Annotated in this window: 21 protein-coding genes and 2 pseudogenes; 13 read left to right on the top strand and 10 right to left on the bottom strand. The window is 58.5% G+C overall.

All coding sequences use genetic code 11. The features are described 5' to 3' along the window. Positions 1 to 260: 260 nt before the first annotated feature. From IDM45_RS05025 to IDM45_RS05035, 3 genes are all read left to right on the top strand, one after another. Positions 261 to 1,187, top strand: coding sequence for a glutathione S-transferase family protein (locus IDM45_RS05025; protein WP_209421885.1), 927 nt, complete (start codon positions 261 to 263; stop codon positions 1,185 to 1,187). After that, positions 1,180 to 1,671 (top strand): hypothetical protein, encoded by a 492-nt coding sequence (locus tag IDM45_RS05030; RefSeq protein ID WP_209421886.1) that lies wholly within the window; start codon positions 1,180 to 1,182, stop codon positions 1,669 to 1,671. Before IDM45_RS05025 ends, IDM45_RS05030 begins: the two co-directional genes overlap by 8 nt. A gap of 205 nt (positions 1,672 to 1,876) precedes the next feature. Continuing rightward, on the top strand, positions 1,877 to 3,721 hold the full coding sequence (locus tag IDM45_RS05035; protein ID WP_209421887.1) for a coiled-coil domain-containing protein: 1,845 nt from the start codon (positions 1,877 to 1,879) through the stop codon (positions 3,719 to 3,721). Positions 3,722 to 3,888: 167 nt separating this feature from the next. On the opposite strand, the pseudogene radC reads toward IDM45_RS05035, so the two are convergent. Next, a pseudogene (radC, locus tag IDM45_RS05040) lies at positions 3,889 to 4,397 on the bottom strand (RadC family protein). A gap of 394 nt (positions 4,398 to 4,791) precedes the next feature. Between radC and IDM45_RS05045 the strand changes: the two are divergent. From IDM45_RS05045 to IDM45_RS05055, 3 genes are all read left to right on the top strand, one after another. After that, positions 4,792 to 6,597: an ATP-dependent nuclease gene (locus IDM45_RS05045; RefSeq protein WP_209421888.1), complete on the top strand. Its 1,806-nt coding sequence runs from the start codon at positions 4,792 to 4,794 to the stop codon at positions 6,595 to 6,597. A 2-nt stretch (positions 6,598 to 6,599) separates the two neighbouring features. Beyond that, entirely contained in the window at positions 6,600 to 8,360 is a 1,761-nt protein-coding gene (locus IDM45_RS05050) for a UvrD-helicase domain-containing protein (protein WP_209421889.1), read from the top strand. Between the two features lie 91 nt (positions 8,361 to 8,451). After that, positions 8,452 to 9,303, top strand: coding sequence for a hypothetical protein (locus IDM45_RS05055; protein ID WP_209421890.1), 852 nt, complete (start codon positions 8,452 to 8,454; stop codon positions 9,301 to 9,303). A 44-nt stretch (positions 9,304 to 9,347) separates the two neighbouring features. Here IDM45_RS05055 and IDM45_RS05060 read toward each other — a convergent pair whose 3' ends face one another. From IDM45_RS05060 to IDM45_RS05075, 4 genes are all read right to left on the bottom strand, one after another. Further along, positions 9,348 to 10,514, bottom strand: a complete 1,167-nt coding sequence (locus IDM45_RS05060) for a PDDEXK nuclease domain-containing protein (RefSeq protein WP_209421891.1) — start codon at positions 10,512 to 10,514, stop codon at positions 9,348 to 9,350. Continuing rightward, positions 10,511 to 11,710, bottom strand: coding sequence for a tyrosine-type recombinase/integrase (locus tag IDM45_RS05065; protein ID WP_209421892.1), 1,200 nt, complete (start codon positions 11,708 to 11,710; stop codon positions 10,511 to 10,513). The genes IDM45_RS05060 and IDM45_RS05065 overlap by 4 nt, the downstream gene beginning before the upstream one ends. 202 nt (positions 11,711 to 11,912) lie before the next feature. Beyond that, complete coding sequence (locus IDM45_RS05070; protein WP_209421893.1) at positions 11,913 to 12,164, bottom strand: hypothetical protein; 252 nt, start codon at positions 12,162 to 12,164, stop codon at positions 11,913 to 11,915. After that, positions 12,124 to 12,795, bottom strand: coding sequence for an EAL domain-containing protein (locus tag IDM45_RS05075; protein WP_209421894.1), 672 nt, complete (start codon positions 12,793 to 12,795; stop codon positions 12,124 to 12,126). Before IDM45_RS05075 ends, IDM45_RS05070 begins: the two co-directional genes overlap by 41 nt. Positions 12,796 to 13,145: 350 nt before the next feature. On the opposite strand from IDM45_RS05075, the gene IDM45_RS05080 reads away from it, so the two are divergent. Next, positions 13,146 to 13,538, top strand: a complete 393-nt coding sequence (locus IDM45_RS05080) for a hypothetical protein (protein WP_209421895.1) — start codon at positions 13,146 to 13,148, stop codon at positions 13,536 to 13,538. Between the two features lie 64 nt (positions 13,539 to 13,602). Here IDM45_RS05080 and IDM45_RS05085 read toward each other — a convergent pair whose 3' ends face one another. Further along, entirely contained in the window at positions 13,603 to 14,181 is a 579-nt protein-coding gene (locus IDM45_RS05085; RefSeq protein ID WP_209421896.1) for a hypothetical protein, read from the bottom strand. A gap of 115 nt (positions 14,182 to 14,296) precedes the next feature. Here IDM45_RS05085 and IDM45_RS05090 point away from each other — a divergent pair, with 115 nt between their 5' ends. From IDM45_RS05090 to IDM45_RS05110, 5 genes are all read left to right on the top strand, one after another. Further along, a complete protein-coding gene (locus IDM45_RS05090; protein ID WP_209421897.1) occupies positions 14,297 to 15,373 on the top strand; it encodes a hypothetical protein in 1,077 nt (358 codons plus the stop codon). Positions 15,374 to 15,485: 112 nt separating this feature from the next. Further along, complete coding sequence (locus tag IDM45_RS05095) at positions 15,486 to 16,367, top strand: ParB/RepB/Spo0J family partition protein (protein WP_209421898.1); 882 nt, start codon at positions 15,486 to 15,488, stop codon at positions 16,365 to 16,367. Between the two features lie 109 nt (positions 16,368 to 16,476). After that, complete coding sequence (locus IDM45_RS05100) at positions 16,477 to 16,908, top strand: hypothetical protein (RefSeq protein WP_209421899.1); 432 nt, start codon at positions 16,477 to 16,479, stop codon at positions 16,906 to 16,908. 110 nt (positions 16,909 to 17,018) lie between these two features. Beyond that, entirely contained in the window at positions 17,019 to 17,225 is a 207-nt protein-coding gene (locus tag IDM45_RS05105; protein WP_209421900.1) for a hypothetical protein, read from the top strand. Positions 17,226 to 17,231: 6 nt separating this feature from the next. Then, positions 17,232 to 17,519, top strand: coding sequence for a hypothetical protein (locus tag IDM45_RS05110; RefSeq protein WP_209421901.1), 288 nt, complete (start codon positions 17,232 to 17,234; stop codon positions 17,517 to 17,519). Between the two features lie 217 nt (positions 17,520 to 17,736). On the opposite strand, the gene IDM45_RS05115 is transcribed toward IDM45_RS05110, so the two are convergent. From IDM45_RS05115 to IDM45_RS05130, 4 genes and pseudogenes are all read right to left on the bottom strand, one after another. Then, positions 17,737 to 19,236 (bottom strand): UvrD-helicase domain-containing protein, encoded by a 1,500-nt coding sequence (locus IDM45_RS05115; protein WP_209421902.1) that lies wholly within the window; start codon positions 19,234 to 19,236, stop codon positions 17,737 to 17,739. A 315-nt stretch (positions 19,237 to 19,551) separates the two neighbouring features. Continuing rightward, positions 19,552 to 21,401 (bottom strand): annotated as a pseudogene (locus IDM45_RS05120) (AMP-dependent synthetase/ligase). 6 nt (positions 21,402 to 21,407) lie between these two features. Then, positions 21,408 to 23,474 (bottom strand): diguanylate cyclase domain-containing protein, encoded by a 2,067-nt coding sequence (locus IDM45_RS05125; RefSeq protein ID WP_209421903.1) that lies wholly within the window; start codon positions 23,472 to 23,474, stop codon positions 21,408 to 21,410. A gap of 145 nt (positions 23,475 to 23,619) precedes the next feature. Continuing rightward, the gene (locus tag IDM45_RS05130) at positions 23,620 to 24,264 is read right to left on the bottom strand and encodes a GntR family transcriptional regulator (RefSeq protein ID WP_209421904.1); all 645 of its coding nucleotides are present in this window, start codon (positions 24,262 to 24,264) and stop codon (positions 23,620 to 23,622) included. A gap of 82 nt (positions 24,265 to 24,346) precedes the next feature. Between IDM45_RS05130 and scpA the strand changes: the two genes are divergently transcribed. Next, positions 24,347 to 26,548, top strand: a complete 2,202-nt coding sequence (gene scpA / locus IDM45_RS05135) for a methylmalonyl-CoA mutase (protein WP_411828414.1) — start codon at positions 24,347 to 24,349, stop codon at positions 26,546 to 26,548. The last annotated feature ends 13 nt before the right edge of the window (positions 26,549 to 26,561 follow it).

Below are 26,561 nucleotides of genomic sequence, written 5' to 3' on the forward strand. Positions count from 1 at the left end.
GGAAGGCTGGCGAATGCCAGTCCCGTCAGGGATGAGCGAACAGCGAACCTGGAGCAGCGCGGTCCGCGAAGCGGAGACGCGACTATTTGTTTCGTTTATTATCTATTTGCGCTATCGGTTTCTTCCCATTAAGAGCGGACGGCCAGAATTCAGGCGCAGAGCAGTTGCACAGTCATGAATGCAGGTCACTTTGATCGTTCCACAAAACTGTGCGCGAGAGGAAAATCTGATAATTATTGTGACAAGGAATGGAGGGGAAAATGACGGCTAGCGCCGCACGTCTAGTTGGTACCGATTGGGAAGATTGGGCAAATCGTCTCTTGTCGCATCACTTCGGCCCGACAGACTATCAAAGGGTTCCCGCAAAAGATCGCGGAGACGCCGGCATAGAGGGGTTTAGCGTTTCTAAGCGGGAGGCTTTCCAGTGCTACGGATGTGAAGAGCCTATCAGCGTCGAAGCTCGCTATGACAAGCAGCGCACCAAGATAACAACCGATATCAAGAAGTTCATCAATAACAAAGATGCATTGCTGCGGTTATTTGGACCGCTCAAGATGAAGCGTTGGGTGCTCTTCGTTCCCGTATTTGATAGCAAAGAAATCGTGGCACACGCAGCGACAAAAACTCAAGAAGTCATCAATGCAGCGCTACCTTACGTTGACCATGATTTCCGCATCGTCGTCAGCGAAGAGTCCAGTTTCGCTGTTGCTCGTGATCAGCTTCTGGGAGCGACCACGCAGAGTCTCAAAATAAACGCCCCTTCCATAACAGCTGAAGACGTTGATGCATGGAGCCAATTAAACGTTGGCCTTCTTGGCGTACTAAAAGAAAAGCTTACAAAGCTACCTACTTTGCATACTCAGACTGATCGAGACGAGTTCGCCATTAAGGTGTTGAAGTGGTACTTGACAGGCCAAGCATTACTGGAGCGACTCCGAGATTACCCACAGGTCTATGAGAAGATCATCGAAACAAAATCCCACCGTGAAGAATATCTGTCCATAGGATCTTTGCACGGATCTGCCTCTAATATCGTATTCGCAGAAACCTTAAAAGACTTTCGAGAGACCGTGCAACGCGAAGCCAAGGAACTTCACAGTTTCTGCGCAGAACAACTGGCGGCGGAAGCTGTGGCCGACTGGCTCATGCGGTGTCCGTTGCAGTTCCCGGAGACGAAAAATGGCTGAACTGCACGAGGATCATTTCTTCTCCATACCTGAACTAGACGTGGATTTCATCTTTCGACGTCGCCCAGTAGCCTTGCCAGGAGACCTACGCCCTACCTGGCGTATCGGCCTATTGATGCTACTCCTTAGTCAATGTTGTCGCCAGCAACGTTCTAGTCTTACGAGGCTACATGTGCTGAACTGGGCTGTGCGCTCTGAGGCGAATTATCAGGAGCTAACCGCATTGATTGAAGGCCGGCTGCCACCCGATGCACTCATCGTTCGTTTTGAACCTGCGTTTAGTCGAGCAATTGACTTTGCTATCGGTGAGAATCTCGTAAAAAGAGTCGATGGTGCTCGAGTTGAACTCACTGATAACGGCAAGGAGTTCGCAGAAGAAATCTTAAAAGATTCGAGCCTTTATATCCCAGAGAAGAAGCTCACCGGCGTGCTCAGACAAAGAGCTTCAGAAACGCTGGTAGACAATATCTTCGGCAAGAGGTAGGACCATGAGACTCCGACAACTTAAGATAAACATCAGTACAGTTGACGGCCACTACGGGGCAACGGTGCCGTTTTCCGATGGCCTTGTAGTAATTTGGGCGGACAACTCAATGGGGAAATCCACATGCGCTCGAGCCATTCTTGTGGCACTAGGCATGGAAGCCATGCTAACTACGTCTCAGCAGGAACTTCCTCTTCCCCCTGCAATGACTGCCAAGCTTGACGCCGGAGCGACCAGTGGGGCCACGCTCGAATACGCAGTACTAGAATCTGAGGTATGGCTTGAGATTGAAAACTTGAAGGGTAGGCGCATTGCCGTCCAGCGGACTATTAAAGGTGGTCGAGATAAAAACCTCATTACCGTACACGACGGGCCAGCGCTGACTGAGCCTGGCACCTATCAAACCACAGACTATTTCGTGAATAGGGCCGGTGGCGCCACACGTTCAGTGGGTTTCCACAGGTTTCTTGCAAACTTCCTGGAATGGGACTTACCTGCAGTCCAAACCTACGAAGGAAATGAGACGCCGCTGTATCTTCAGTGCATCTTCCCATTTTTTATGACCGAGCAGACGCGAGGGTGGTCTAGCATACAACCTCCGGTTCCTACGCAGTTCCGAATCCGCGATGTACACAAACGAGCCGTGGAGTTTTTACTTGGTATGGATGCGCACAAGAATGCGCTGACCCGCCAAGAACTGCAACTTCGCAAAACTCGCCTCGAGGCACGGTGGTCCGCACAGATCCGTCAACTCAAGGAAATCGCAACTACAGCGGGCGGCGTGGCTCAAGCACTTCCAAGCGAGCCAACTTCCGTATGGCCACCGCAAGTTTCTCCTACTATCAACGTCCCAGAGCAGAAGCACTGGATTAACTTGGAGGAACGCATCAAGCAACGAGAAAAGAAGAAGCAAGCTCTCGAGGCTCAAAATGTTCCACAGGTATCGAATGCAGCAGAGTCAGTCAAACACGAATTAATGGAAGCGGAGTCAAATGTTATCAACCAGCAAGCTACTCTAGCGCGGCTTATAGATGCGCTATCTGCCGAGGAGCAAGAGGTCGCCCGTGTTCAGGATCGGCTCGCTGTGATCAAGGAAGATATTCAACGCAATAAAGATGCTCGCACTCTCCGCAGTCTAGGGTCGCGACAAGGGTCAGAGCTGGACAATGGTACTTGTCCCGTCTGCCATCAACACGTCGCCGACTCTCTCGTACCCTTGGCACCCGGTCAAACTGTTATGTCACTCGATGAAAGCATCAGCTTTCTGAGCGAACAGAGCCGTACGTTTGAAGGTATTTTGCAGCAAAGTAAGCGTGTGGTAGCTGCAAGGCAGCTCCAGATACAAGCCGCTCGCGTTGAAATCAGTCAGTTGCGCGATCGAGTCCGCTATCTCCGTCAAACGCTTATCTCAGACGACAAAAGTCCCTCGATTGCTGCGGTGTATGAACGCGTCGAACTCGAGCGCGATCTCAAGCAGGACATTCGTTATAGTGAATCCTTCGCGAATACTCTCACTGAGTTCGCCGACTTATCGCGCGACTGGAAAGATCTTCAAATTGCACTGGAAAATTTGCCGAAGGATGACCTATCCGCTGACGACCGTCAGAAGCTGACGTTGTGGGGATCCTCTGTCCGGCAGCAACTCAGGGAGTATGGTTTTGGGAGTATCTCTGCATCTGAGATTGAACTATCGCCCTTCACATACAAGCCGGAACTCGAAGGCTTCGAACTGCAGACCACCATTTCCGCCAGCGACCTCATTCGCACCATTTGGGCGTATCAATCTGGCATGCTTGAAGTAGCACGTGAAGCCTCAACCAATCACCCCGGTATGCTCGTATTCGATGAGCCGCGTCAGCAGTCTACACGTGATGTCAGCTTTGCCGCTTTACTTGCACGCGCTTCCAACGCATCCAAACACGGCCAGCAAGTCGTCTTCTTCACCAGTGAGGAGAAGGTGCGTCTCAAAGAACACCTAAGCAACCTGAATCACAGCCTACATGAAATAAATGGGCGGGTGATTAAGAAGCGGCTGAACGGTAACCTGTAGGATATTTATCGACTATTCTTCCAAAATAGTCATTTTCACCCATGAACCCATAGGATAAAAAGGGGCACTCGCCAATTCGAAAAATTTCGAATGATGGCTTGGGGGTAGAAATCAACTGCTGAAACAAGGAAAAAATCAAAGCAAAGAAGGGGCCGAAGCCCTCGACGTTAGATTCGTCCTCGCTCTGCAAATGACGCTGTATTGGCTCCTGCTACGATGACGTGATCCAGAGTGCGTACTTCCACCTGCCCCAGTGCTTCCTTGAGCCGCTGCGTCAGCAACTTATCGGCCTGCGACGGCTCAGGATTCCCGCTCGGATGGTTGTGCGAAAGGATCACTGCCGCAGCATTGAGCCGTAGCGCCTCCTTGACGACTTCACGCGGATACACCGAGGCACTGTCGATGGTGCCGTGAAACATCTCCCGTATTCGATCAACCGGTGGCGCGTATCCAGAAACAGCACCACAAAGACCTCATGCTCGAAGCCTGCCAGCTTATTGCGCAGGTACTCCTTGACCAGCGCCGGGGAAGTGAATTCAGCTCCACGCCGCATCTTCAGCTCGATGGCCTGACGTGCCGCTTCAAGAATTTGATCCACCGATGCCGGCAGGTAGCGCCCCTGTGCGTCACACACCAGCAAAGCGTCATCGAACGAGGAAAAGGACAGTTGCGACATGATCGTGCTCCGGCTGCTCGGGCGGAATTGCCCGGAACCGTGGCCAGCACGGCGCAGCGCAAGCAGTCAGGGATCGAAGACGGCCGACAGGCCACAAGCGTGCGAGCACGCGCAGGCCCGAAGTTGGAAGCGGGGGCGAAGGCGTCAGGGAGGTGGAAGGCTGGCGGATGCGAGTCCCGTCAGGGATGAGCGAACAGCGAACCTGGAACAGCGCGGTCCGCGAAGCGGAGACGCAAGCATGTATTTCGCTTATTATCTATTTGCATCAGCGCCTGATTCCGACCAAGAACGAACGGCTAGGAATTGTTTATGCGCCGATTCATAGGATCAGTGGATCGAAAGAATTATGCGGTTTGCCTTTGTGGATTGGCCATAATCGGAAAAGGAGTAGAAAATGAAGGTAGTTCGGCTAGGTATCTCGAATTTTCGGGGCATCAAGTCTGCGGAACTGCTTTTCGATGGGCACACGCTCATGGTCGGCTCTAATAACGTCGGTAAGAGTACCATCTGTGACGCGCTAGACCTTGTCTTGGGGCCAGATCGGCTAAACCGATTCCCGCCAATTGACGAGTTTGACTTTTACAACGCCCAGTATCTGGCCCCGCCTGCACAAGAGGGGGCCGAGCCCGAGTCAATTTCATTACGCATAGAAGTCGTCCTGATCGAATTGAGCGCTGAAATCGACGCCAAGTGCGGTGGCAACACAGAATTCTGGCACTTAGAGGAACAGCGCCTTTTGGACGAGGGGGAAGTACAGGCCGCCAACCCGCCACATGTGGTTCCTTGCCTTCGTCTGGAGACCATTGGCAAGTACGATCTTGCCGAGGACGAATTCGAAGCCAGAACTTTCTTTTCCCACAGTCCCGACGCACCAGAAGGCACACTGACGCCCGTCTCTAAGCCGATCAAACGGCAGTTCGGATTTCTCTACCTGCGGGCATTGCGGACGGGATCGCGGGCGCTGAGCCTTGAGCGCGGCTCGCTTCTGGACATCATCCTACGCAACAAGGGCGTTCGCACGACTCTTTGGGAAAAGACCATTGAGCGACTACGCGGGCTCGACATTGAAGCCGACGCCGCCGAGATCGCTCCTGTCTTGCGTTCGGTCGAAAAGCGGCTTGCCCGCTACATCGCGTTGGAGTCGCCCGGCAACGCGACGAAGCTGCACGTCTCGGAGCTCACGCGCGAGCATCTTCGCAAGACGATGTCGTTCTTCCTGTCCATCTCTGCCGACCAAGGCCCCGTTCCCTTTCCCCACGCGGGCACCGGCACTGTCAACACGCTTGTGCTCGCTCTGTTGTCGTTCATTGCGGATCTCAAGCCCGACACCGTTATCTTCGCCATGGAGGAGCCCGAGATCGCAGTACCTCCGCACACGCAGCGCCGAATCGCCCAATACCTGCTGACGAAGACCACCCAGGCCTTCGTGACCTCTCACTCGCCCTTTGTGATCGAGAAATTCGAGCCGTCGAAAACACTACTTCTCTCGCGTGACGGCGGTATGGTCAGCGCCCGCAAGGTATCCGACGCAACGGGCCTCAAAGACAACGACTACAAGCGATTCTCCCGCTCGGGGCTGTCCGAATGCATGCTGGGGCGAGCAGCCATCGTCGTTGAGGGCGTCACTGAGCTGCATGCAATGCCCATCATCGCGCGCCGCATGGAAGAAAACGACCCTAACTTGCAGCCTCTGGACATCGCCGGCGTGGCGTTCTTCGACGCCGACGGCGAGTCGAACATGCCCAAGTTCGGTAAGTTCTTCAAAACGCTGGGGCTGCGCACCTTCGCTTTCTACGACCTCGACTACAAGAAGAAGCGCAAAGCCGAGCAGGCGCAGGCACTTGCGGAAAATTTCGAGATTAACGTCGAGCACGCCTACAAGGGCTTTGAAGACCTCCTGGTGGCTGAAGTGCCAGTGGATCGACTTTGGTCATTCCTCGCAAGCCTCAAAGCAAACGGCGAACATGGCAATATCGCCATCCCCGACGCGCGCCCACCCGACGACGCGGTCAAGGCCGTCGCCAAGGAGGCTCTCGGCGGAAACAAAGGCGCAGGCTGGTCGGCCCGCCTTCTTGAAAAGTGCGAATTCAACGAGCTGCCGGCTACCGCCACACAGTTCCTTGCGTCCGTGTTCGCTCTGTTCCCACCGCCGCCGCCCATCGACGAGGGCGGCGGCGACAACGCCGATCTGTTCGCCTGACCATGAACGAGCCTTGCCCGCTTCGTGACAGTGTCCTTGTTTGCGAAGGGCACGCGCTGGTGACTGGTGGCCCTGGAAGCGGTAAGACGACCATTGCATTGCGAAAGGCGGTCAAGCGTATTCAACAGGGAATGACGCCTGGGCAATCCGCTCTCTTCTTGAGCTTCTCGCGCGCGGCAGTGGCGCGCATCCTCGACGCGGCCAAGCTAGAAGCTACAGCAGCCGAGCAAGAACAACTTTCCATTCAGACCTTCCACTCCTTCTTCTGGGACATCCTCAAGGCGCACGCGTACCTGCTCGGTGCTCCGCGCAAACTGTCGATTTTGCTGCCGCAGGATGAAAAGGCTCTGAACGGGGGCATCGACGACGAGGACGACGAATGGGATCAATGGCTGATTGAGCGCGAGCGGCTGTTCCGCGAAGAGGGCCGCATCGCGTTCGACCTGTTCGCTCCCAACGCTACTCGTCTGCTCGCCACTAGCAGCCATTTGCTTTCGTCGCTCGCGCGACGGCATCCCATCATCATCGTTGACGAGGCCCAGGACACCGGGCAATTCGCGTGGCAATGCGTTGAAATGCTTGCTCCACACGCGCAGATCGTTTGCCTCGCTGACCTCGAACAACAAATCTTCGATTACCTGCCTGGCGTTGGACCAGAGCGGATCGCAGCGATTCGCTCTGCACTTCATCCACTCGAAGTCGATCTGGGCACTCAGAACCATCGCAGCCCAGACTCTGAAATATTGATCTTTGCCAACGACATTCTGGCCGGGCAGGCACGCGGTGCGCCCTATAAAGGGATTTCTTCCTTTTCCTATCGGCCAGAAAACCCAACGCCGAACTGGAACCATGTGCTACGACGCGCCATAGCTCAGTTGCTATCGAAAATCCGCGCGGAGTCCGATAGCCGACCCCAAACGCTCGCAATATTGGTGTCAAACAACAGAAGTGCGCTACGCATGTCCAACGCGCTCAACGCAATCGAACCGAATGTAGGCAAGGCTGTGCGCCACAGGCTGTTGTTCGACGAGGCCGAGGCCCTACTATCGGCACGATTTGCGGCGTTTCTGCTTGAGCCCAAAGACCTTGCTCAGCTCGAGCTCGATGTGGCAGCCAGCATGGAGCTGATCGCCGCTGCGCGGCGGGCGACCGGACAAGCTAAGGCCGCCGTGAGCAAACTTTTGGAGCAGGCGGGAAAAATTCGAGGCGGCAAGACCCTCAACATCAACATCGTGAAAGCGTTGCGGAGGCTAATTTCAGGTCTTCACGCCGACGGCTTCACCGGAGACCCCGCCACCGACTGGCTTACCGTCAAATACGCTCTTCGAGCCACTGGCCAAAATGAGTTGCTGCGTGTGGCTTCCCAGCTTGACTTCCTAGTCGCCTTCCGACGCGGACATCGAATTTCAGCAGGCTTAGCCAACGAATGGCTGCGCGACGGTGCCTACACGAACGCTCGGTTAGCGTTAGATCAGGCCCTTGCACAAGAGCAAATTTTGGATGGTATCGAGGCTCCTGCCGGGCTCCAGGTGATGAACTTTCATAAGGCCAAGGGTAAGCAGTTCGATGGAGTTGTCATTGTCCGAGAAGCACGGCGCACGGCTGCCGGAGTACAGTCTTCCTTCGTTTGGCGAGGAGATGAGGCACCACATCCTAAAAGCCGCAAAGTCCTGCGTGTGGGGATCACCCGTGCTCGTATCCACACATTGATCGTCAATCCCATGTGGCCGGCCTGTCCAATCCTGCGAGGACATAAGTTGTAGGCGCAAGGTCTGCGAAGCTCTTCCACAGATAACGCTGACGGACTTCAGTTCTACCGTAATCCGCAACCCTTACAGGAACGCTATAAATTCAATGACTAAATCTGCGCACGAGAAAAACGGGGAAAAAACCGACTACTTCTCCGCTGGCAAGCCAGTTCACCGGCTGTCGTATTGTGCTTTTCTGGATGTCTTGGGCTTTTCGGAGAGGATTCGCACCAGCTATAAGGATGGCACCGCGAACGCGCTATTGGAAAGTTTTCATAAAATCCTCGCCAAGAGCATTGCACGGCTTAAGGAGAATACCGACGAGTCGATGCTCTATTTCAAGTCGTTCACCGACAACGTGGTACTAGCCCATCCTCGATTCAGCGACGACATGGAATCGGAGTTCGGATTCACCCTCTGGTCCATCAGGGAATACCAGTTCCAGATGGCGCTCAAAGGCTTTTTCATTCGAGGGGGATTGGCGGTTGACCAGTTGTTCATGGATGGAAACAGCGTGTACGGCATGGCGTTGTTGACGGCCCATGACCTTGAAAGCAAAGTCGCCGTTAATCCCATCGTTGTGCTGTGCGACAACACCATGAAGCTGGTTGACAAGCACATCGGCTACTACTCCGGGGAGGCGGCCCCTCAAGTCCGGGATGTTCTGAAAGGCCCGGACGGCCGTTATTTCTTGAACTATCTGACGGAGTGCATTATTGAGGGTGATGATCGAGAGTATCTCGATGCCAAATCCCTTCGCCGGCACAAGAAGCAGGTCGAATCAGCGCTGAAAGCCTATGCCTCAATCCCTACAGTGTTCTCAAAATTCGCATGGCTCGCCGAGTATCACAACTATTTCTGCGACACGGTTTCAGGCTACCCGGAATACAACGAGGCAATGAAGGTGTCGGCGACAATCTGTTCTGTGCAGTTCCAGCGAATCACCAAGAAAAAGTAGGCCTTCGATCGCGGATCCCGCGGGTTGCACGCCGAGACACCCGGTTATTTCTTGCGTGTCTTGGGGATTAGCGTTCCACGAGATTCAAGCAGACGCCGCGTGTTCTCCAGCTCTTTTTGTAGCAATTCTGCATCTGGCAGTACGGTGCGGTAGTTCGCCGCCATCACCTTGGTCGGCAAGCCATCCAACGCATACCGCGCCAGGGCATTGCCCTTGTCCGCGCACAGAATCAGGCCCACTGGCGGGTTTTCGTCCGGGTAGGCCCAATGCTCCTTGGCATAGTTGCAGTACATGTGCATCTGCCCCACATCGGCATGGTTCAAGCTGCCCAGCTTCAGGTCGATGATGACCAAGCAGCGCAGCTTGCGATGGAAGAACAGCAGATCGACCCGATACCATGTCTGGTCGATGCGCAAGCGACGTTGCCGCCCGACGAAGGTGAAGCCTTCCCCGAGTTCCAGCAGGAAGTCTTCCAGCCGCTGGATCAAGGCCGCTTCCAGGTCGGATTCCGAATACTCGTCCTTGAGGTCGAGGAACTCCAGCACATACGGGTCTTTGATGGCATCGTTGGGCGTGACGGCATCCTCGGGCTTGGCCACCGAACCCTTGACCAGCATTGCCGCCTTGTCCTTGGACAAGGCAGTGCGCTCGTAGAACTGGCTTCCAATCTGTCGATCGAGCTGGCGCACGCTCCAACCACCGCGCAACGCCTCGGCCTCGTAGAACTGACGGGCATGGTCATCCTTGACCGACAGCAGCCGGACATAGGCCGACCACGGCAGAGTGAAGACCTGGGCCAGTTCGGAGAGGTCGAATTTCCGAGACGCCGTCTCGGAATTCTCGATGGGCAGTCCGTCTCCAGATTTCCGAGACAGTGTCTCGGAAATTGCTTCAAGGGGGTAAGCGGCGAAGAAGCGCCGCATGTTCTCCAGGTTGTCCGGGCTGAAACCGCGCCCGAATCGTGCCGTCAGATCGGCGGACAGCCTTGCCATCAACTGCTCGCCGTAGCCAGCCCGTCGCCTGCCTTTCTGCTCAGCTTCGACGATTCGGCGGCCAATCTCCCAATAGCTGGCCGTCATCAGCGCATTGACGCTGCGCGCCGCTGCCTGACGCGCGGCATCCAGCAGCTCAACGATGCCGCCGTGGATGCCGGCATAGCCGGCCGGTAAGGCCGCAGGTTTCCGCTTTGCCACGGGCGTCTTCCTTGTCATGCTGTCACCTCCATAGAACGGGATGCCCCGGTAATCGCCAGCCGCCGATTCGCCACCAGTTCGGCTGCATCCCGCACCGGCTTGTCCTCGGTATGAACATAGTGCATAAACATCGCCACGGTCTTGTGGCCTGTGAGCTTCATGCCCACCTTGGTGGGCACGCCCGAATTGGCAATGTCGGTCGTCGCTCGGTGACGGATACCGTGCGTGCCAACGTGCGGCACGCCAGCAGCCTTGAGCACGCGCGTCCAGCCGCCGTAGTGCTCACCGTGGGTCATGTGCCGGGTCGGGTCATTGGGCGACGGCAGGACATAGGGGCAGCCTTCCCGACGCGGTGCGGTGGACAGCAGCCGATAGGCTTCCTCACTCATGGGCTTGGAGATGCCGCCGGTCTTGCTGTCAGGCCAGACGACGCGGCGCTTTTCCAGATCAATCCAATCCCACTCCAACGGGCAGATTTCGGAGCGGCGGGCGGCGAACTCGAATTGAAGGCGAATCGCCAGCGGGATGACGTAGTTCTCCAACCCCTCGGCTTCCAGATGCTCCAGGTGACGGAAGATCCGCACCAGTTCATCGTCCACGATGAGCCGGGTTTCCTTGCCGGGCGGGTACATCGGGACGTGGCGGCACGGATTGGTGCCGTCCGGGCGCAATCCCCACACTTCGGCCAAGTTAAACATCTTGCGCAGCACGCCGAAGGTACGATTCGCCTCGGCCTGCTTGTAAGCCAGCTTCTTCATCAGCGCGGCCACGTCCGGGCGCTTCACGTCCTGCACCTTCATCCGGCCCATGATCGGGATGATGCAACGGTCGATGACGCCCTGATAGCCGCGCTGCGTGCTGGGCTTGTTGCGCTGCTTGGAGTAGTCCTCCATGAAAGAGTGGCAAAACTCCTTCATGGTCGGAGCCTTGCGGGCGGCGTTCTTGGCCGCGCTGGGGTCGCCACCCTTGCGTACCTCGGCCAGCCACTCCTGCGCCATTGAGCGTGCCTGATCGACCGTCAGCTCCCCGTACTGGCCCAGGGCGGGCTTGCGGCGTTCGCCGGCGTTCGTGCGGTACTGGAGCATGAACACCTTGCGGCCCGCCGGGGTGATCTTGCACATGAAGCCGGGCACTACGGTATCCCGCAGTTCGATGGCCTTGTCTTGGGGTTGTGCCGCATCGACTGCGGACTTGGTGAGCTTGATCTTCGCCATGATGACTCCTCGGAAAGCCCGGTTTCCAAGAGCCGCATGGGAGCCACGCGAGGGGAAGCCGGGTCAAGTTTCGGAAAGCACCGGCATATATTGAACTCGCCTAAGTGATTGATAAACCTGCTGTATCGAGCCTTGGCGTAGTCCAGCGAATTGCCGAGCTAGAGTCATCGTGAAACAAAAAAACCGCCTCCTGGCGGTTTTTTCAATGAGCTTGCTGCCAAAGCACCCAGCCGGATTTCTTTCCAAGCCCGTTGGTTCTGTGCATTTTGGAAAATGGGATTTCCATCAATGGATGGCCGAAAAGCACGGCGACTTTTCTTTCTTGATCGATGCTGGAAATTCTTCTGAGACGGCCTTTTTTTCCGGGGGTAATATCCATCCAGGTTTGCCCGGGGGAGATATGAGAAAAGTTCTCAGCGTGCTGCTTGGAGTGGGTTGTTTTTGGTTTGTCCATCGATCCAAAATCCTTGCATGAAATCCGCGCCGTGCGCGATGGCTTCGTGAGCCAAGAGTTCACTGGCAACCAACTCCGCGATGACTTTCCCTGCGTGGAATTTTCTCACCTCCATCGCTATGCGAGGGTCTTCGATCTTGATGAAGTCAGGCGAGAATGCTTGAATTTCCCTTATTTCCAATTCGGTCAACTTTACATCATCAATGGCGATTTTGGCTCCGCGCCGACGCAGCTCATCAAAAACGTTTCCGATCCGCTCAAATATCGCCGGGCTTTCCAGCAAGTCGTTGCGCTCAACAATTTCGATGACCACCGAGGACAGGTCGGCGCTGCGTGCCGCCTTCAGCCATTGCAGGTGCATCAGGGAAAAGATTTCTGCATTGCAGTGCGTGGGTATGCCCAAGGTGCGCGATAGCAGCGAGCAAGCCTGCAGGGCGGCGATGTCTTGCGCCAGCAAAGCGGTTTTTTCTGAAAAATTCAGGGGTTGGCGTGACAGCAGCTCCCAGGAGTGAGGCTGCAGGGTGTGGGGACACACGATGGCTTGTGCCTTGAAGTGCTGGGCAACCAGGAAGATTGCTTCGGATGGACAGGCATTGGGGCTGTGGAGTGGTTGTTTTTCTTGGGTGGGCATGGGAGGCTGCGTTGAGGTGAGCGGGAAGGTTTGCACAAGCCTTGGCCCCTGTTGCATTGAAAAATGGCTTTTGTGGCGCGTCATTTGAGGCACGCAAAACATCCAGGCTCCACTACACTCAAAGAACCGAGCCTTCGGAATTGTTCGCGCCATTGCTGCAACGGCAGTGGTTGGTGTGCCCTGCCAGGACAAGCCGCACCAAGCCGCCAGACCATGCCTGCGGTCTGCTTCCCTCTTTCTTTCGTATCGCGCCTTTGCCTGGTTGCTCAAAGCCTCTCGCGTGGAAGTTTTGAACAGCCTCGCACCCCTTTCTCAACGCCGCTTTTGTGGCATTTTTAAGGGGAACTCTGATGAAAGAAGTTTTTGCTTTGAACGCCGCCAATCAAACAAGCCCGGAAGCCGGGGAGGTTTGGTTGGCAAAGTTTTCATTTGAGGAGGGCGGTTCTTACAAGGTTCGCCCCGTGTTGCTTCTGGAGTCGCGGCCTTATGGCTGCAAAGCGGCTTTTGTGGGGACGCAAAAGCTCGACAGCACATCGTCGCGCTGCGATGTGCTGCTCGATGACGAACAGGCCCAGGCCATCGGCCTGCAGAGGGCATCTCGGCTGTGTTTTGACAACCACCGGGTGCTGTCGCCCGCTGACTTGCTGCGCCCGCTCGGAAAGCTGGGCGTACCTGGGCAAAACCTGCCCGTCGGTAAGTTCAGGGAAATGGCTGAGGCTGTACAGGCCGCTGGCGTTCTCTGACCTGTCCCAATCCTGACTGCCGGCCCGGACACCCTTCTCTTGAGGGGTTGCTCCGGGCTGCAGGTCAGATCAGCCCCATGTTGGCGGCTGTTTCCTTGATTTGCTGGGCGCGATCTTGGGCCTGCGCCTGGCTGGAATAACTTTGGCCTTGCAGGGCTGTGGCCAGCCGCTGCTGTCCGTCGTTGTAGCTGACCCGGACGGCCCAGCCGGCTTGATGTGCTACGACTTCGATTGCCTCGATGGGTTGGCTCACCCGCAGCCACTGGCGATCACTCTCGCGCAGCAGACCCGAAAGAAAGCTGTTGTCGAGGTTCTCGATCTGGGCCAGTGCGACCCCTTGGGCGCGACGCTGTGCAGGAGCGGTGATGAGGTCTTCGTACATCTGCGCGATGGCGGGCAGATCGTCCCCTGCTTCACAGGCCAGGAGCACTTGTTGCTGCTCGTCGGCTGTTGCACGGATGGCGTGCTGCGCGGCTGGCGGCAGAGCCTTGAAAACGATGGAGTGGAGGATGCCGCAAGCGTTGATCTCGGGCAGGCCCAGCAGGGCGCGAACGGGGGAGTTGGATGTGCTGTGCATGGCTTTCTTTCCTTTTTGAGGTCGAGCTTCAACGTCGAAGCCAAAAAACCGTGCATCTGGGTTCATTGTAAGGGGCTTCGCTGCAAACGCAAATCCCCGTTGTCGGGCGCTACCCAAAGTCGGTACTTTGGATAGCTTCTGACCTTTCTCAACACCGCTTTTGCGGAAATGAAAGGTACACATGGGATCTACTGTTGTGACCGGGAAGAAGGCTACGGCCTTCAAAACCGATCAGGAAAAAATCGTGTACGTCCTCTTTGAGGAAACGTATGAAAGCAATTGCTACCCTCATGAACCGCATTGGAGCGCGATTCATGTGGGAACGATAGACACTGCCTTGCAGCGGATTTTTTCCTCCGCCTCCGCTTGCGAGGGCGGCAGTCTTCGCAGTCGCTCCGGGAGCATCAAGCCCGAGAGCTATTTTCAAGGCTGGATGAGGGCTTTGAAAAATCCATTTCATTTCACAATGGAAGAGGTGGATCTCAAAATAGGGGATGGATTTTACACTCCTATTCAAACGAAGCACGCCGAGGAAGCCCTCAAGAGGCTGGCCAAGGCTGGGATGGCTCAAGATCAAATTGATCTACTGAGGTCTGGTGGTCTTGTCAAAGTCTCTTTGGACAAGAATGCCGATTTCATTTTGTGCCTTCAGGGGCTGGTTCTTCCCTGGAGAATCGTTCCGGGATATTTTTCCGCCTGCGACAATCCTGCTCCTGAGTTGGCATACAACCCGGAAGTGAAAAAATCTTGCCCTATCAAAGAAGTCGATCTTTGCGATCCGCGAAGATTGGATGAGTGGATTCTCACCAAAGATCACTCTCATCGATGGAGGTGCGCATCCCAGGGATATTCGCTTATATCTGAGTTCGTGAGCGCTTTCTATAGGCATGAACTTGAGTATCCTGGTTCCTTCTTGAAATCCATCAAGAAATTGAGGGAGGATTTTAAGAACTTCCCGGAAATTGGGCCTGATTGGTCTGCATTTGTCGATGTAGGTCACAGGCTGCATCAGTCCTGGAAAATTGGTGCCATCGATGATTTCGGGCCGCACCTTCAATTGGGGTGTCCCACGGAGACGGCTCATGGGTATGGTTTTGAAATAAAACCATCCCATACGCAAGTATGGGAGAGCCTTTATCGGCTTTTTTGCATTCCTGCCGAAAACGTCTTGTGGATGCCGCCAAAAATTGAGTGCGCCTCTATGGAGAGCTGCGCTCAATTGGATGATTCAGATCTGAAGCAATTCGATTTGTTCTAAAAACAAGCCCCTTCGGGGGTTTGTGCCTGCCCTGCTTTGCAGTGAAGGTGGCAGCCACAAACCTCTTGGGTCTCCTTTTTTTAACACCGCTTTTGCGGAATAGGAGAAGGAAATGGAAAATTTTGATCTGAACCTCGTCCCGGGTGCCGTCAAAGCAGCGATGGTTGGCGTCAAAAGTGCCGACCTGTGGAAAGTACCGCGTGACCGGATCAAGGTCATGTCGGGATTCAATGTACGTGTCAAAAATGAGGATCACCAAGCCCAGGTGAGATTCATTGCGGATTCGATGAAGGCCAATGGCTTCTTCCCGGACAAGCCACTTGCCGGCTTCGTCGCCAAGGAAGATGGCGAGAACATCATCTACGTCATCGACGGCCATACCCGCTTGGAGGCTGTCGATCTGGCCAACAGCGAGGGCGCCGAGATCAACGAGATCCCGGTGGTCACCAAGCCTGCGGGCACCAGTATGGAAGACCTCACGGTCGCCCTGGTGGTGTCCAACGAAGGCCGGCACTTGACGCCCTACGAGGTCGCGTTGGTGTGCAAGCGCCTGATCGGCTTCGGTATGGATGAGGCGGAAGTTGCCCGCCGCATCGGCAAGAGCAAGCCCTATGTGGACAACCTCTTGCTGTTGGTATCAGCCCCTCGGGCGATCACCAACATGGTGCAAGAGGGCACCGTGAGCGCCACCTTGGCAGTCGAGGCGGTCAAGGCGCACGGCTCGCAAGCGCCCCAAGTCCTTCAGGATGGGCTGAAAGAAGCCCAGGCTCAAGGAAAGAGCAAGGTCACTGGACGGCATTTGCCCAAGCCTGCACCGGTTCGCAAAGCCGCAGCTCCCGCTGTCCCAGCGGTCAATGAAGTGCTGGAGCGAGGCGTGAAGTGGCTTGAAGCCAACGCGCCTCAAGATGACGCCAGCGTTCGCCTGCTGGCGTTCCTGGCCTGTGTCGGCCTGGAGGAAGTGGAGGCTCGGATTAACCCCGATCTTTCCAAATAAACCAGTTCGATTGAAAAAGCCCCCTCGGGGGCTTACCGAAGTTGAGTGATTTCGGTAAGCCTCTGGCGCTCTTTTTTTCAACACCGCAGATGCGGGAAAAGGAGTTTTAATGGAATACAAAATTGTTCAGTTAACCCTGAACGTCATGGCGCCCAAAGGTGCCGAAAAAGACGAAATCACCCGGCTCGTTGTGGGTGCGCTGAACGACGTAAGGGTGGAAATTTGCGATTCAAAGGAAGATCTTTCTCTTGGCGAAGTTAATTTCGTCGATAAAATACAAGGAGCTTTTTCTGGAGATTGTTGGTCTTGCGACGATCTTCGCCAGAAACTTCAGGTGGAGCGTCTGGTTTCCAAAAATCTCGCCCAGAGTAGAAGGTGCCTGATCATCGTGTCGGGTGGTGTTGCAGATTACGTCTGCGACACCGGGGTCGATGTCGAAATTTTCGACTGGGATAACTACAAGGAAGATCCCGTAAAAACAGGGTTGCCACCCGAGCGTTTCAGGGATTTGGCTGATGTAGCCGAAATTCCTGAAAAGTAATTTCACCAATTCAATTAACAGCCCCTCCGGGGGCTTATCTGAATCACAAGATTCTGATAAGCCTCTGGCATTCCTTTGTCAACACTGCTGTGATGCAGGAAAGGAGTGACGTGATTGAGATTGTACTTCCGTCAAGCTGGGCTTCTGCTCTGATCAACAATGATTGGAGCGGTTACGACCAAGATGAGGTTGCCCAGATTAAAACTTGGGTAAAGAAAGCCGGCTTGCCCGAGCCGGTTTCTTGTGGCGAGGATTTTATTGGGGACTTCCAAGGGGAAAAGACTGTGCTTTGCACTTACTTTTTTCTCAAAAAATGAGGATATATGAAAATTCACAAATCTGAAATCATCAAGGCGTTCAAAGAAAACCGCCTTGGGAAGCTTACCGAGAATTATGTAACCGAGGAAGGCGAAGAAATTAAAATCGTCGCCGCGATGTTTGTTCGCGGCACCCTTGGCTTTTGGGTGGCGGATGCCTACCGCCTGGATGCAAGGGGAGATGCGGTCGATGGCCCAACTCCAGTCCCCGTGAGGCTTTCAGAAGTCTCCTGCATGGATGAAAAAGAATTCTGGGACATGATTGCCGGGATGTTCTTCGAGGAGTTGGCATGAGGCGGCGGTCATGTTCGCTGGTTGTCAGCTACAAGAGGCATTGGATACACCAAAATACTGACGGATCGGTGTATTGGATGACAAATGATTTCAATGAATATCGCGCAGCCAAATCTTGGCACGCAGCAAAAATTGGAATTACAAAATATATAAAATCTATCGACAAATAAAAAAACCCGCCCATCTTCGGATGTGGCGGGTTTTTTTGTGCTTAGATTTAATCCATGCAGCACTCGCTGAGGAATCTCCGGGTTTCGTAATTCAGCTCCAGACTGTGTTTAGTCCGAGTGACCGCCACGTACAGCAAATTGATTTCCTGTCGATCCAATTCTTCTGGCTCCAGGGGGATGCCTTCGTGGTCGATGAGTTCGGGAAAGTCATCGGCCAGAACAACATGATCGAGCGTCAAGCCTTTTGATTTGTGCGCTGTGCCCAGGATGACTTCTGCCTTTGACAAATTGCTTTCGGTGGACTTGTAAATATCCTCGATCAGTCTTTCAAGGCTGCCTCCGTAATTGAAGATGATTTCAATTTGCCGCTTGGCTTCAATGTCCTTGGCCTCCTTGCTGTAATTGACGAAATCCTCAAAGCTGGGAAAGCTCCGCAGGAATTGATCGCGTATTTTTTCGTTTTGATCTTGTGCCAAATAATTCACATCCATCAATTTGTCGAAGCCGTAGGAATGCACTCCACCGATCAGGCCCAGGCTCTTTTTTTGTTGAATGGCATCGACGGCATGAAGAAAAACCGTTGCGTTCGTGCGTGCCAAGATGGCCTTTGCGGCGCCCTGCGGCGGCTCGCCAATGCGGGTGTCCGGCCCCAGTCCTTCAACGGGTAGCATCTCGTGGTGGAAGGTGGTCAGCAGCTCGGTGGCGATGGCGGCCACGCGATGGCCAAAGCGAAAGCTTTGTGTCAGGGGAAAACTCTGGGTTGGCCGGGTTGCCTCCATCGCGTTGATGGCTCCACGGAACTTGTAGATCGACTGGTAGCGGTCGCCTACGATGACCACTGGGCAGGTCTGCGCCTGGATGATGGCCCAGGTGACAGGGTTGGTATCTTGGGCTTCGTCGAGCATCAGCAAGTCGCATTTGATGCTGGGCTTGCTCAGTTGGTAGAGCTTGAGGTAGCCGTCGTGGGGCATCGGCATGAGGTCGTTGGGGTCACACATGCGCTGCCATACCTGCTTGGCAATCCCTGCAGCTTCGGCCAGGAAAAGAGGGTGCCCGGCCACAGGCCCGCCAATGGCCTTGGCGGTATCGGGAAACACTGTCCAGTCGCTCACGCACCAGGCGCGAATGGTTTCGATGATGACCTGCGCCAGCCCCCAGTTCCAGGGCAGCCCCATGAGCCGGATGATGTCGGTGCTGCGCGGCTCCCCCAGCTTGTGGGCGTAGCGTTTGCCGTAGCTGCCAAAGGCCAGCCCATGTACGGTAACGCATCGCGTGTTGGGGCCAAAACGCTTGGCGGCGTCTTGTTGCGCGGACTTGTTGAAGGCCAGATACAGGCAGTTCAGGCTGGCTTGCTGATAGGCGAGGGCGCACAGCGAAGCGGTCTTGCCTGTGCCGGCATAGGCGTTGACCTGGACTATGCCTGATGGTGTGCTGCTTGCCAGGGCGGCCTGCTGCGCCGTCAGGTTTTCGGTCGGGGGTTGCGCAGGGGCGGCGGGAGCTGCTGCGCCTCGGCGGCGCTTGCGGGTGAGTTCTTGCAGGTAGGACATGTGTCCATCGTGCAGGAGGAAGAAGGGAAAGCAAGTTGGATGTAGGCGCAGGTTAGCTCTTGAGTGGTCAGCGGAGCCACATAAGTGCTACACGATTTTTTTCGATTCAAAAAACATCAATAAAATCAATGATTTATATGTTTGCGCATCCCATCCAGCATGGGGGCAACCGACATGCGCCACGGGCTGAAGCCAGGGACATTGGATTCTTTGTTCGACACAATATGGGTGTTTTTGGCCTAAAACCCTTGCTGGGCAAGCGCTGACAGCTATGAAAAAAGTAGTAATTACGATCTGCTGACGGGGCCGTGCGTTTCAGCGCCGCGTGTACATGGCCTCGATGGCCGGGGCAAATTGCGCCATGAGATTGTTGCGCTTGAGCTTGAGCGTCGGCGTCATGAAGGTGTTTTCCACCGTCCACGGCTCCAGGCTCAGGTGGATGGCCCGGGGCACGGCGTAGCGCGGAAAACTCGCCGCCTGGCGCTCGATGCGCTCCAGCGCGGCGCGCTGCGCCCTTGGGTCGGCCAGGCTCTGGGCTGCGGCAGGGTCTAGGCTCAGCTCGCCAGCCAGGCGCGTCCACTCCTGCCCGTTGAGCACTACCACGGCAGCGATGAAGGGCCGATCCTCGCCCACCACGAAGGCCTGCGCGAACAGCGGATCAGCCGTGATGGCCAGCTCCAGATCCCCCGGCGGCACCTTTTCGCCCGTCGAGGTGACGATGATTTCCTTGAGCCGCCCAGGATGCGGATGCGGCCATCGACGATCTCGGCCTGGTCGCCAGTGGACAGCCAGCCGTGCCCGTCCAGCACGCGGGCCGTGTCCTCGGGGCGCTTCCAGTAGCCCTTCATCACGATGGGGCCGGCCACCTGCAGCTCGCGGTTTGCGCCGATGCGTACCTGCACGCCCGGCAGGGGGCGGCCCACCGTGGCCGGGTCGTTGTCGTCCAGCGTGTTGACGCTGACCACCGGTGTGGTCTCGGTCATGCCGTAGCCTTGCACCAGGCCCAGCCCCAAGCCCAGGAAGCAGCGCGCAATGGCCGGCGACAGCGGTGCGCCGCCGCTCACCGCCACACGTACGCGACCGCCGAACTGCTCCAGCAGGGGCACGGCCACCAGCGCCCGCAGCAGCGGCCAGGGCAGCAGCCGCGCCCAGCCGCCGCGCGCCGCAGCGTCGACCATCGGCTCGGGCGCCAGGCCCTGGCGGGCGCGAAAGCGTCGCCAGCCCTTGTCCTGCGCGGCATCGAACAGGCGCCTCTTCAGCGGCGAGGTCGAGAGCGATTCGAGCACCTTGGCGTGTACCCGCTCGTAGATGCGCGGCACCGAGACCAGCACCGTGGGGCGCACGCTCCTGAGGTCTTGGGCCAGCAGTGCCACCGAGCGCGCATAGACCACGCTGCTGCCCGCCGCCATGGGCAGGTAGTAGCCAGCAGTGCGCTCGAAGGTGTGCGACAGCGGCAGGAAGGACAGGAACACGTCCTGCGGCACGGGCGTGATGCGCGCCAGCACGGCGGCAACGTCGGCCACCACGTTGGCATGGGTCAGCATGACGCCCTTGGGCTTGCCCGTGGTGCCGCTGGTATAGACGATGGCGGCCAGGTCGCCGGGCGCCGGCCCGGGGGGCAGCGGGGCTTGCGGGTCGGCCTGGGCCAGCCAGTCGGCCAGCGCCAGGAGGGCTGGCGCCGTCGGGGCGGCAGGGCGGACAGCGGGCAGGCCGGCGGCGCCGGGCTGGGTGACCACCACGGCCCGCAATTGGGGCAGGGCGGCGCCCACGCCGCGTATGTGCTCCCACTGGGCCAGCTCGGCCACCACCAGCAGCGAGACTTCGGCATCGGCCAGGATGTAGGCGATGCTGCCCGGGTTGTCGATGGCGTGCAGCGGCACCGGTACGCAGCCGGTGGCCAGCGTGGCCTGATCCACGCTCATGGCGTCGATGCCGTTGGGCAGCAAGATGGCGATGCGCGCCCCGGGCGGCAGCCCCAGGCCTGCGATGGCCCGGCTGAACTGCTGCACGCGCGCCAGGGTCTGCGCCCAGTCCAGGCGCTGCCAGTCGCCGGCGGCGGCGTCCCACTCCCGGTAGGCCTCGCCCTGCGGGGTGGCGCGCTCGCGCTGCGTCAACAGTTCGGGCAGGGTGCGCACCGCGCCCAGGCCGGGAAATGCGTCGATCATGGCAAATCAGGGAAAACCCGAAATCATACCTGCGCCCTTTCGGGCCTCGGCGCCAAAGCGCTGCCAGCGGTTCTTGCCGGCCTGCTTGGCCTGGTACATGGCCTGGTCGGCGCGGCGCAGCAACAGATCGGGCGTGTCGGCATCGAGCGGGTAGAGGCTGATGCCGATGCTGGCCGACACGCGGGCCGTGCTGCTGTCCAGCGTCACCGGCTCGTTGACCAGCTGCAGCACCCGTTCGAGCACGGGCTGGCAGTCCTGCGCATCGTCCAGATCGCCCAGCAGCAGTGCCATCTCGTCGCCGCCCAGGCGCGCCAGGGTGTCCTGCGCCCGCAGCAGGCCCTGGATGCGCCGGGCCATCTCCACCAGCAGCTGGTCGCCGGCGTCATGGCCGAACTGGTCGTTGACCTGCTTGAAGCCGTCCAGATCCAGGTAGCACACGGCCAGCAGCTGCTGCTGGCGCTGGGCGCGCACGATGGCCTGGCGCAGGCGATCGGCCAGCAGGCGCCGGTTGGGCAGCCCGGTCAGGCCATCGTGCAGCGCGATGCGTTCGAGCCTTTGCTCGTAGGCCTTGGAAGCCGTGATGTCGCTGAGCACGGCAATGCTGTGGCTCGACGGCAGTGCCTCCTCGCGCACCGCCGCGATGGATGCGCGCTGCGCCAGCACCCGGCCCTTGGCGCCGGCCATGGTCAACTCGCCCTGCCAGTGCCCGTGCTGCTCGACGGCCTGCCAGATGGCGGCGAAATCCACCGCTTCGTAGAAGCTCTCCAGGGTGCGCTCCAGGCATTCGCTGCGCTGGAAGCCGCTCATGCGCTCGAAGCCCGGGTTCAAGTCCACGATGCGCCGCTGGGCGTCCAGGATGGCGATGGCCTCGTAGCTGTGATGGAACACGCTGGCGGCGATGCGCAGCTGCTCCTGCGCCTGCTTGAGGGCGCTCAGGTCGGTCAGGAAGCCGACGAACAGCGGCCGGCGGCGCAGGCCGAAGCGGCCCACCGCCAGGCGCAGCGCAACGGTGCTGCCGTCCTTGCGCAGGCCGATGACCTCGCGCCCGATGCCGATGATGTGGGCCTCGCCGGTGGCCATGTAGCGCTCCAGGTAGCCGTCATGGGCACTGCTGAAGGGCTCGGGCATCAACATGCGCACGTTGCGCCCCACCATGTCCTGCTCGCTCCAGCCGAAGATGCGCGTGGCCGAGCGGTTGGCGCTTTGCACGATGCCGCGGTGGTCGATGGTGATGATGGCGTCCACGGCGGTGTCCACCAGCGCGCGCAGGCGCAGTTCGTTGCCGTGTACCTGGCGAAACAGTTCGCGGTAGCGCAGCAGGCCGTTGAGCAGCAGCAGCAGCACGCCCACGATGGCCAGGGTGAAGGTGAGCGCCAGGGCCAGTGGATGCTGCCAGGTGATGTGCGTGGGCACCTGCAGCGCCGGCAGGCCGGTGAAGCGCGCTGCGCCCATGGCGGTGTAGTGCATCCCGGCGATGGCCAGCCCCATGACCACGGCTGCCGCCAGGCGCGCGCCCAGCGGCGCCAGTCCCAGGCCTGCGAAGCCGAAATGCAGCCACAGGGCCAGCGTGGCCAGGGCCAGCGCCACGGTCACGGAAATGGCGAACTGCAGCGGGTCGTAGTGCAGGCCACCGTCCAGCAGCATGGCTGCCATGCCGCTGTAGTGCATCAGCGCAACGCCCAGGCCCAGCAGCGCGCCGCTGCCCAGCAGTTGGCGCAGCGTGACCTGGCGCTGCACCAGCAGGCGCAGCGCCAGCCAGGACGCCGCCAGCGACGGCAGCAGGGACAGCATGGTCAGGCGCAAGTCGTAAGTCACCGGCACAGGCAGGCGCAGCGCCAGCATGCCGATGAAGTGCATGGCCCACACGCCCAGGCCCAGGGCCGCGGCGCCGCTGGCCAGCGCCGTGTGCCGGCGCACGGTGCCCGATGGCCGGCGGCGCGCCTGCTCGGCCAGGTACAGGGCCAGGGCAGCCGAGGCGATCGCGACGGCAAGGGACAGCGCGACCAGCGCCGGGTCGTGCCGTCCGGTGGCATAGGCGTCCGGGGCGAAGTTGGAAGGAAAGAGCCGCTCCATCGTCATGCGGGTGCTGGGCCTTGTCCGGGCCTTGTGTCCTGAGAGATGACCCGCTCGCGCACCCGAGTGTGCAGCGACCGGCCAGGACAGCATTGGAAGCGCAGCAGCAGCCCCTGGCCTGTAGGCCAACAGGCCACAGGCAGATTCAGCCTGCCGCCTCCAGTCCGCTGGCGAAGTGCGCCCGCATGGCCCTCTCGGTGGCCGCAGGGTCGCGTGCGCGCAGCGCCGCCATGAGCGTGGCGTGCTCGGCCAGCGATTGCTCGATGCGCCCCTGCTTGAATAGCGAGTTGTGGCGGTTGAGCTTCATGACCTTGCGCAGATCGGCCACCACCTGGCTGAGCCAGCGGTTGTCGGCAAGATCCAGCAGCCGCATGTGGATGCGCTCGTTGATGGCGAAAAAGCGCTCGCGGTCGTGGGTGGCAGCGGCCAGCTCCTCATGCAGGGCCTGCAACTCCTGCAATTGCGCCGGCGTTGCCCGGGTGGCTACGCTGGCGGCGGCGTCACGCTCCAGCAGGCTGAGCAGGTGATAGACGTCGCGCAAGTCCTTGTCACTCATCTCGGTGACGTAGGCGCCGCGGCGCACCTTCATGGTCACCAGGCCCTCTGCCGCCAGCACCTTGAGCGCCTCGCGCAGCGGCGTGCGGCTGATGCCGAATTCCTCGGCGATCTTGAGCTCGTCGATCCAGCTGCCCGGCTCCAGCTCGCGCCGGAAGATGCGCTGGCGCAACTCCTCCGCCACCTGCTCATACAGGGCGCGAGGGGTCAGGGAGACGGCAGAGGCGGCGGACATGCGCGCAACTGTAGCCGAGAAAAACTAAGAATTAATAATTATGGATGCGGTAAACTCGGTGCCAAATTGCGAACGGCGGCCCGTGCCCGCCTGTCGATTTGCCACATTTGCGAAAGCTCCATGCCATGAGCCAGTCCTCCGCCCCTCGTTCTCATCTGCCAGCCTCGAAGACTGGGCCAAGGCAGCTGCCAAGTCCGCCCCTGGCGGCGACGTGCAGGCCCTCGACTGGGTCACACCCGACGGCATCACTGTCAAGCCGCTCTACACCGCCGAGGACACGGCCAGTCTGCCGTATGTCAACACGCTGCCGGGCTTCGAGCCTTACGTGCGCGGCCCGCAGGCCACCATGTACGCCGTGCGGCCCTGGACGATTCGCCAGTACGCGGGCTTTTCCACCGCCGAGGAGTCCAACGCCTTTTATCGCAAGGCGCTGGCTGCCGGCGGGCAGGGCGTGTCGGTGGCGTTCGACCTGGCCACGCACCGCGGCTACGACTCGGATCACCCGCGCGTCACCGGCGACGTGGGCAAGGCTGGCGTGGCCATCGACAGCGTGGAGGACATGAAGATCCTGTTCGACGGCATTCCGCTGGACAAGGTGAGCGTGTCCATGACCATGAACGGCGCCGTGCTGCCGGTGCTGGCCGGCTATGTGGTGGCAGCGGAGGAGCAGGGCGTCAGCCAGGACAAGCTGTCCGGAACCATCCAGAACGACATCCTCAAGGAGTTCATGGTTCGCAACACCTACATCTACCCCCCGAAGCCGTCGATGCGCATCATCGGCGACATCATCGAGTACACGGCCAGGAACATGCCGAAGTTCAACTCGATCTCGATCTCGGGCTACCACATGCAGGAGGCGGGGGCCAACCAGGCGCTGGAACTCGCCTTCACGCTGGCCGACGGCAAGGAGTATGTGAAGACCGCCATTGCCAAGGGCATGGACGTGGACGACTTTGCGGGCCGGCTGTCGTTCTTCTGGGCCATTGGCATGAACTTCTACCTGGAGATTGCCAAGATGCGCGCCGCACGCCTGCTGTGGTGCCGGATCATGAAGGGGTTCGATGCCAAGAAGCCCAAGAGCCTGATGCTGCGCACGCACTGCCAGACCAGCGGCTGGAGCCTGACCGAGCAAGACCCCTACAACAACGTGGTGCGCACGACCATCGAGGCCATGGCAGCAGTCTTCGGCGGCACGCAAAGCCTGCACACCAACGCGCTGGACGAAGCCATCGCCCTGCCCACTGAATTTTCTGCCCGCATCGCGCGCAACACCCAGCTCATCATTCAGGAGGAAACCCACATCACCAACGTGATCGACCCCTGGGCCGGCTCCTACATGATGGAAAAGCTGACCCAGGACATGGCCGACGCTGCCTGGAAGATCATCGAGGAGGTGGAAGCCATGGGCGGCATGACGGCCGCCGTGGACTCGGGCTGGGCCAAGCTCAAGATCGAGGCTGCCGCCGCCGAGAAGCAAGCGCGCATCGACTCGGGCAAGGAAGTCATCGTTGGCGTCAACAAATACAAGCTGGCCAAGGAAGACCCGGTTGATATCCTGGAAGTGGACAACGTCAAGGTGCGCGACAGCCAGATCGCCCGTCTGAACGGCATCAAGCAAAAACGCGATGCAGGGCGCGTCAGCCGGGCGCTGGATGCTCTCAGTTCTGCAGCGCAAAGCGGCGAGGGCAACCTGCTGGGCCTGGCCATCGAGGCCATCCGCGCCCGCGCCACCGTGGGCGAAGTCTCGGACGCACTGGAAAAATCCTTTGGACGGCACCGCGCCGACACGCAGATGGTCACAGGGGTCTATGCCACCGCCTATGAGGGCGCCGAGGGCTGGGAAAAACTCAAGGGCGAGATCGACGAATTCGCCGCCAGGCAAGGCCGCCGCCCGCGCGTCATGATCGCAAAATTGGGCCAGGACGGCCACGACCGGGGCGCCAAGGTCGTGTCCACGGCGTTTGCCGATCTGGGCTACGACGTGGACATCGGCCCGCTGTTCCAGACGCCCGAGGAATGCGCGCGCCAGGCCATCGAGAACGACGTCCACGCCATCGGCGTCTCGACGCTGGCCGCCGGCCACAAGACCCTGGTGCCGGCCATCATCGCGGCGCTGCGCGAGCAGGGCGCCGACGACATCATCGTCTTCGTCGGCGGCGTGATCCCGGCGCAGGACTATGACTTCCTGTGGCAGGCGGGCGTCAAGGGCATCTACGGGCCGGGCACGCCGATTCCGGCGAGCGCAAAGGATGTGCTGGAGCAGATCAAGGCGGCGCTTGCTTGACGCCGTAGGTTGA

Source organism: Melaminivora jejuensis, from assembly GCF_017811175.1.
Classification (GTDB): Bacteria; Pseudomonadota; Gammaproteobacteria; order Burkholderiales; family Burkholderiaceae_C; genus Melaminivora; species Melaminivora jejuensis.